The organism is Bacillus sp. LR_5, assembly GCF_042709275.1.
Genome location: NZ_JAVAXX010000360.1, coordinates 1 through 5,484, shown reverse-complemented (window position 1 = coordinate 5,484; position 5,484 = coordinate 1). Strand labels below are relative to the sequence as shown.

Here is a 5,484-nt window from a genome sequence, read left to right as displayed (position 1 = left end):
CTGGACGGTCATGAAAACTGTACGGGAGAAGCTGTTTTTTTCACAGGAATGACAGGCTACCAGGAAGTGCTGACAGATCCATCGTATAAGGGACAGATTATTGTATTTACCTACCCGCTGATTGGCAACTACGGCATAAATGAAAAGGACTTTGAAAGCAAGAAACCGCAAGTAAAAGCCGCGGTTGTCTATGAGGCGTGTGATCACTTTTCTCATTATGAAGCGGTATACAGCCTCAAGGAGTATTTACAGAAATGGAACATTCCGTTGTTAACCCATGTTGATACGAGGGCTGTCGTGAAGAAAATTCGGGCAAACGGGACGATGGGTGCAACAGTCACAGCCTCTAAAGAAGGAGCTGAGATTGCCCTTCAACCCGAGAATGTGGCAGAGCAGGCTTCAGCCCAGGAAATCAGCACATTCGGCGACGGGAATAAACATATCGCTCTCATTGATTTTGGCTATAAAAAGTCAATCGCATCATCACTTGTCAAAAGAGGCTGCAAGGTTACTGTGGTGCCATACCAGCAAATGGAGGCCGTATACAACATCAAACCCGATGGCATTGTGCTATCGAACGGACCTGGAGATCCGAAAGCCATTCAGCCATATTTAGGAAAGATCAAAAGCATCATCAGTCGCTTTCCGACTCTCGGCATTTGTCTCGGACATCAGCTGATCGCGCTCGCGTTTGGAGGGAATACTTTTAAGCTGCCATTCGGGCACAGGGGAGCTAATCATCCGGTCATCGACCGTGAGACGAAACGGGTCTTTATGACAAGCCAAAACCACAGCTATGTGGTTGATGAACAGTCGATTAATGAAGAAGAGCTCACGATCAGGTTTCATCATGTCAATGATACGTCAGTTGAAGGGCTTGCCCATAAAAAACTGCCTGTCATGAGTGTTCAATTCCACCCGGAAGCCCATCCCGGACCTGCGGAAAGCGAATGGATTTTTGATGATTATCTAAAGAATGTGATACCAGCAAGGAGAGAAATCGCGCATGCCTAAAGACACCAGTATTTCAAGCATATTAGTAATCGGCTCAGGCCCGATCATCATCGGGCAGGCGGCAGAATTTGATTATTCAGGCACTCAAGGGTGCATCGCGCTGAAGGAGGAGGGCTACCGGGTCATTCTCGTCAACAGCAATCCGGCGACAATTATGACTGATGAAGCCTTCGCTGATGAAATTTATTTTGAGCCTCTGACAGCAGAAAGCCTGACAGCCATCATTAAGAAAGAACGGCCTGATGGGCTTCTTGCCAATTTAGGCGGTCAGACCGCGTTGAATTTAGCGGTGGAGCTTGAAGAAACGGGTGTTTTAAAAGAGCACGGCGTCAAACTCCTCGGCACATCCGTTGAAACGATACAAAAAGGAGAAGACCGGGAAAAATTCCGTTCGTTAATGAATGAATTAAAACAGCCCGTGCCGGAGAGTGAAATTGTTGATAACGAGGCCGATGCCCTCCATTTTGCGGAATCCATCGGTTTTCCTGTTATTATCAGACCGGCTTACACATTAGGCGGAAAGGGCGGAGGAATCGCCCCTGATAAAGAAGCCTTTACAGCTATGATTAAACAGGCGCTATTAGCAAGTCCGATCAATCAATGCCTTGTCGAAAAAAGCATTGCCGGCTTTAAAGAAATTGAATATGAAGTCATGCGTGACAGCAATAACACATGCATTACCGTCTGCAATATGGAAAATATCGACCCGGTCGGCGTGCATACAGGTGACTCTATCGTTGTGGCGCCGTCACAAACATTGACAGACGAAGACTATCAAATGCTACGGACAGCAAGTCTGACGATCATCTCAGCACTTGATGTCGTAGGCGGCTGCAACATTCAATTCGCGCTTGATCCATTCAGCAAGCAATATTACGTCATTGAAGTGAATCCGCGTGTAAGCCGGTCATCGGCTCTCGCATCTAAAGCGACCGGTTATCCGATTGCGAAGATGGCCGCGAAACTGGCAGTCGGATACACACTTGACGAGCTGAAAAATCCGCTCACAGGCTCGACTTACGCAAGCTTTGAACCGGCACTGGACTATGTGATCGTCAAATTTCCGCGCTGGCCGTTTGATAAATTCAAAAACGCAGACCGCAAGCTTGGCACAAAAATGAAAGCCACCGGTGAAGTGATGGCGATTGAACGGAATTTAGAAGCGGCAATACAGAAGGCAGCCGCGTCGCTTGAATTAAAAAATATCGGCACACACCTTCCAGAGCTCAGCGGGTTGTCAATTGATACGCTATGGGATTTGGCAATCACTCCGGATGACCGCAGATTTTTCGTTGTCATGGAGCTGTTGAGCCGCAGCGTCTCGATTGATGACATCCATGAAAAAACAAAAATTGATCTGTTTTTCCTTCATACCTTTGACAACATCATCAAATTGGAAAACCGCCTGATGGAAGCAGGGAGCGATCTCTCTTTTGAATTATTGAAGAAAGCAAAGGAAAAGGGATTCTCAGATGCAACGATTGCCTCGCTGATCGGCAAAACAGAGGAAGAGGTGCGCGCGCTTCGCAAGGAGATGGGCATTACGCCTTCCTTTAAAATCGTAGATACATGCGCGGCAGAGTTTGATGCGAAAACAAACTATTTTTACTCCACATATTTTGGAGAAACCGATGGAGACATCAGCCGCAAAGAGAAAAAACGCGCGCTCATTATCGGATCAGGCCCGATTCGGATCGGCCAAGGCGTTGAATTTGATTACAGTGCTGTTCACGGTGTGCTGACACTGCAAGAGCTTGGATTCGAAACCATCATGATTAACAATAACCCGGAAACAGTCAGCACCGATTATGAAATTGCGGACCGCTTGTATTTTGAACCAATGACAACGGAGCATATTGTAAATGTGGCGGAGCAGGAAAATATTGATTTTGCAATTGTGCAATTCGGCGGTCAAACTGCAATCAATGCTGCTGAAGCGCTCGAAAAAGCCGGCATTACTCTTCTTGGCACATCATTTCAAACGCTCGACGTGTTAGAGGATCGGGATCAATTCTATCAGCTTCTTGATGAGCTGGGATTGAAGCACGCAAAAGGAGAAATTGCCTATACAAAAGAAGAAGCCGCTTCAAAAGCGAGTGAGATCGGCTATCCGGTGTTAATCCGCCCATCTTATGTTATCGGCGGAATGGGCATGATCATTGTTGACTCGCAAGCCCAGCTTTCTCAGCTGCTGAATGATGAGGACAGCATGCCATACCCGATTTTGATTGATCAGTATGTGTCTGGAAAGGAAGTCGAAATTGATATGATTTCCGACGGCGAGGATGTCTTTATCCCGACATATACCGAGCATATTGAACGGGCAGGTGTCCATTCAGGGGACAGCTTTGCCATTCTTCCCGGACCGTCCATCACGAGCGGGCTGCAGCAGGGCATGAAAGATGCGGCACAAAAAATTGCCCGAAAACTTTCATTTAAAGGCATCATGAACATTCAATTTGTGATCGACAATGGAAACATACTCGTTCTTGAAGTGAATCCGAGAGCGAGCCGCACGGTGCCTGTCGTCAGCAAAGTAATGGGCGTTCCGATGATTCCGCTCGCCACACGTCTGCTGGCGGGAGCGTCCTTAAAAGATCTAGATCCGGCAGTTCAAAATCATCATGGAGTTGCCGTGAAGTTCCCTGTTTTTTCTTCTCATGCGATCCAGGATGTCGATATCAAGCTTGGGCCGGAAATGAAATCAACGGGAGAAGGCATGTGTGTCGCATATGATTCTAACAGCGCCTTGAAAAAAATCTATACAAGAGTCTGGAGTCAAAAAGGAAGCATTTATTTGCAAAACGTTCCGGAAGATGTGCAGGAGTTAGCAGAAAACGCAGGTTTTACCGTTCATGAAGGGACATTTGCCTCATGGATGGAACAAGAAGAAAAATCGCTCCACATCAATCTGAGCGGTTCTGAAGAAGCACGCATAGAACGTTTGGAAGCCATGACGCACGGCATCCCCGTCTTTACAGAAGAAGAAACTGTGCGGGCGTTTTTACAAAGCGGTTCAGGCCATCCGCAGCCTGTATCTCTCAAAGACCTCTATAAAAAGGAAGTGGCATCATGCACACAGTGACGCAAACCAGTTTATACGGAAAAGATTTATTAACGTTAAAGGACCTTAGTGAAGAGGATATAAACGCCTTGCTGGCAGAGGCCGGTGAGCTGAAACAAAACAAAATTCAGCCTATATTCCATGGCAAAACCTTGGCGATGATTTTTGAAAAATCATCAACGCGGACACGTGTTTCATTTGAAGCGGGCATGGCGCAGCTCGGCGGGAACGCCCTCTTTCTAAGCCAGAAAGATCTGCAGCTGGGGCGCGGTGAGACTGTCGCTGATACGGCAAAAGTGCTGTCAGGCTATGTGGATGCCATTATGATCCGGACCTTTGAACATGAAAAGGTGGAGGAACTTGCCAAAGAAGCTGACATTCCGGTGATCAATGGACTTACCGATAAATACCACCCATGCCAGGCGCTGGCGGATCTCTTGACGATTAAGGAGATAAAAGGGAAGCTTAAAGGCGTAAAAGTCGCATACATCGGTGACGGAAATAACGTGGCGCACTCCTTGATGATCGGCTGCGCGAAAATGGGTTGTGATATCTCGATTGCTTCGCCAAAGGGATATGAAGTGTTAGATGAAGCAGCTGAAGCGGCAAAAACATATGCACTTCAATCCGGCTCTTCTATCACGCTGACAGATGATCCGATTGAAGCTGTAAAAGACGCGGACGTGATTTATTCTGATGTGTTTACAAGCATGGGGCAGGAAGCGGAGGAGCAAGAACGTCTTGCTGTCTTTGCGCCTTATCAGGTGAATGCGTCGCTGGTCAGCCATGCCAAGCCTGACTATACATTTTTACATTGTCTCCCTGCGCATCGCGAGGAAGAAGTGACTGCGGAGATTATTGACGGGCCGAACTCTGCAGTGTTCCAGCAGGCGGAAAACCGTCTTCATGTGCAAAAAGCATTGCTGAAGGCCATTTTATACAAAGGGGAATCATCAAAAAACTGCTGAGCCAAACTCAGCAGTTTTTTTTGATGGCAACATATTCACAGCCGCTTAGGCGCATACTACAGCAAAAAGGAAAAGGAGGAAAAACAGTGGGACAGCAGCACCAATTCCGGCCTGGACAGAAAGCGCCTAATAACGGTGTCTACGTAGAAATCGGCGAGACAGGGAGCATGGTTAAAAACCCTCAAAAGGTCCATCTGTCAGCAGGGGAAATGTTCCCCGAAACATCAAACCACAACCGGCTGTGGACCTACAAAAGAAAGCCGTGACCACTAAAAAACCCAAAACAATAAATGTTTTGGGTTTTTTGGCTTTTTAATGCTGGCTTGCATTTTTGTTCATAGGCATGATTTCTGCTAAAACCATGATTAAGACATACAGTACAACAGCAATGACAGATGATGTTTTGAAATTATACGTAACGCTGTTCATGCTTGCAAC

At 46.8% G+C, this 5,484-nt stretch carries 5 protein-coding genes; 4 read left to right on the top strand and 1 reads right to left on the bottom strand.

Translation table 11 applies throughout. From position 1 onward, the window contains the following. The 4 genes from RAC86_RS34595 to RAC86_RS34580 all read left to right on the top strand — a co-directional run. Positions 1-1,014: carbamoyl phosphate synthase small subunit (locus tag RAC86_RS34595; RefSeq protein WP_377886624.1), on the top strand; the 1,014-nt coding region annotated here is incomplete at its 5' end. Continuing rightward, positions 1,007-4,099 (top strand): carbamoyl-phosphate synthase (glutamine-hydrolyzing) large subunit, encoded by a 3,093-nt coding sequence (locus tag RAC86_RS34590; protein WP_377886622.1) that lies wholly within the window; start codon positions 1,007-1,009, stop codon positions 4,097-4,099. The genes RAC86_RS34595 and RAC86_RS34590, both read left to right, overlap by 8 nt. Beyond that, entirely contained in the window at positions 4,087-5,046 is a 960-nt protein-coding gene (gene argF, locus RAC86_RS34585) for an ornithine carbamoyltransferase (RefSeq protein ID WP_095843628.1), read from the top strand. The genes RAC86_RS34590 and argF overlap by 13 nt, the downstream gene beginning before the upstream one ends. An 86-nt stretch (positions 5,047-5,132) precedes the next feature. Next, complete coding sequence (locus tag RAC86_RS34580; RefSeq protein ID WP_003245356.1) at positions 5,133-5,312, top strand: YjzC family protein; 180 nt, start codon at positions 5,133-5,135, stop codon at positions 5,310-5,312. Between the two features lie 46 nt (positions 5,313-5,358). On the opposite strand, the gene RAC86_RS34575 is transcribed toward RAC86_RS34580, so the two are convergent. Further along, a partial coding sequence (locus RAC86_RS34575; RefSeq protein ID WP_377886625.1) for a DUF2929 family protein occupies positions 5,359-5,484 on the bottom strand: 126 nt, incomplete at its 5' end.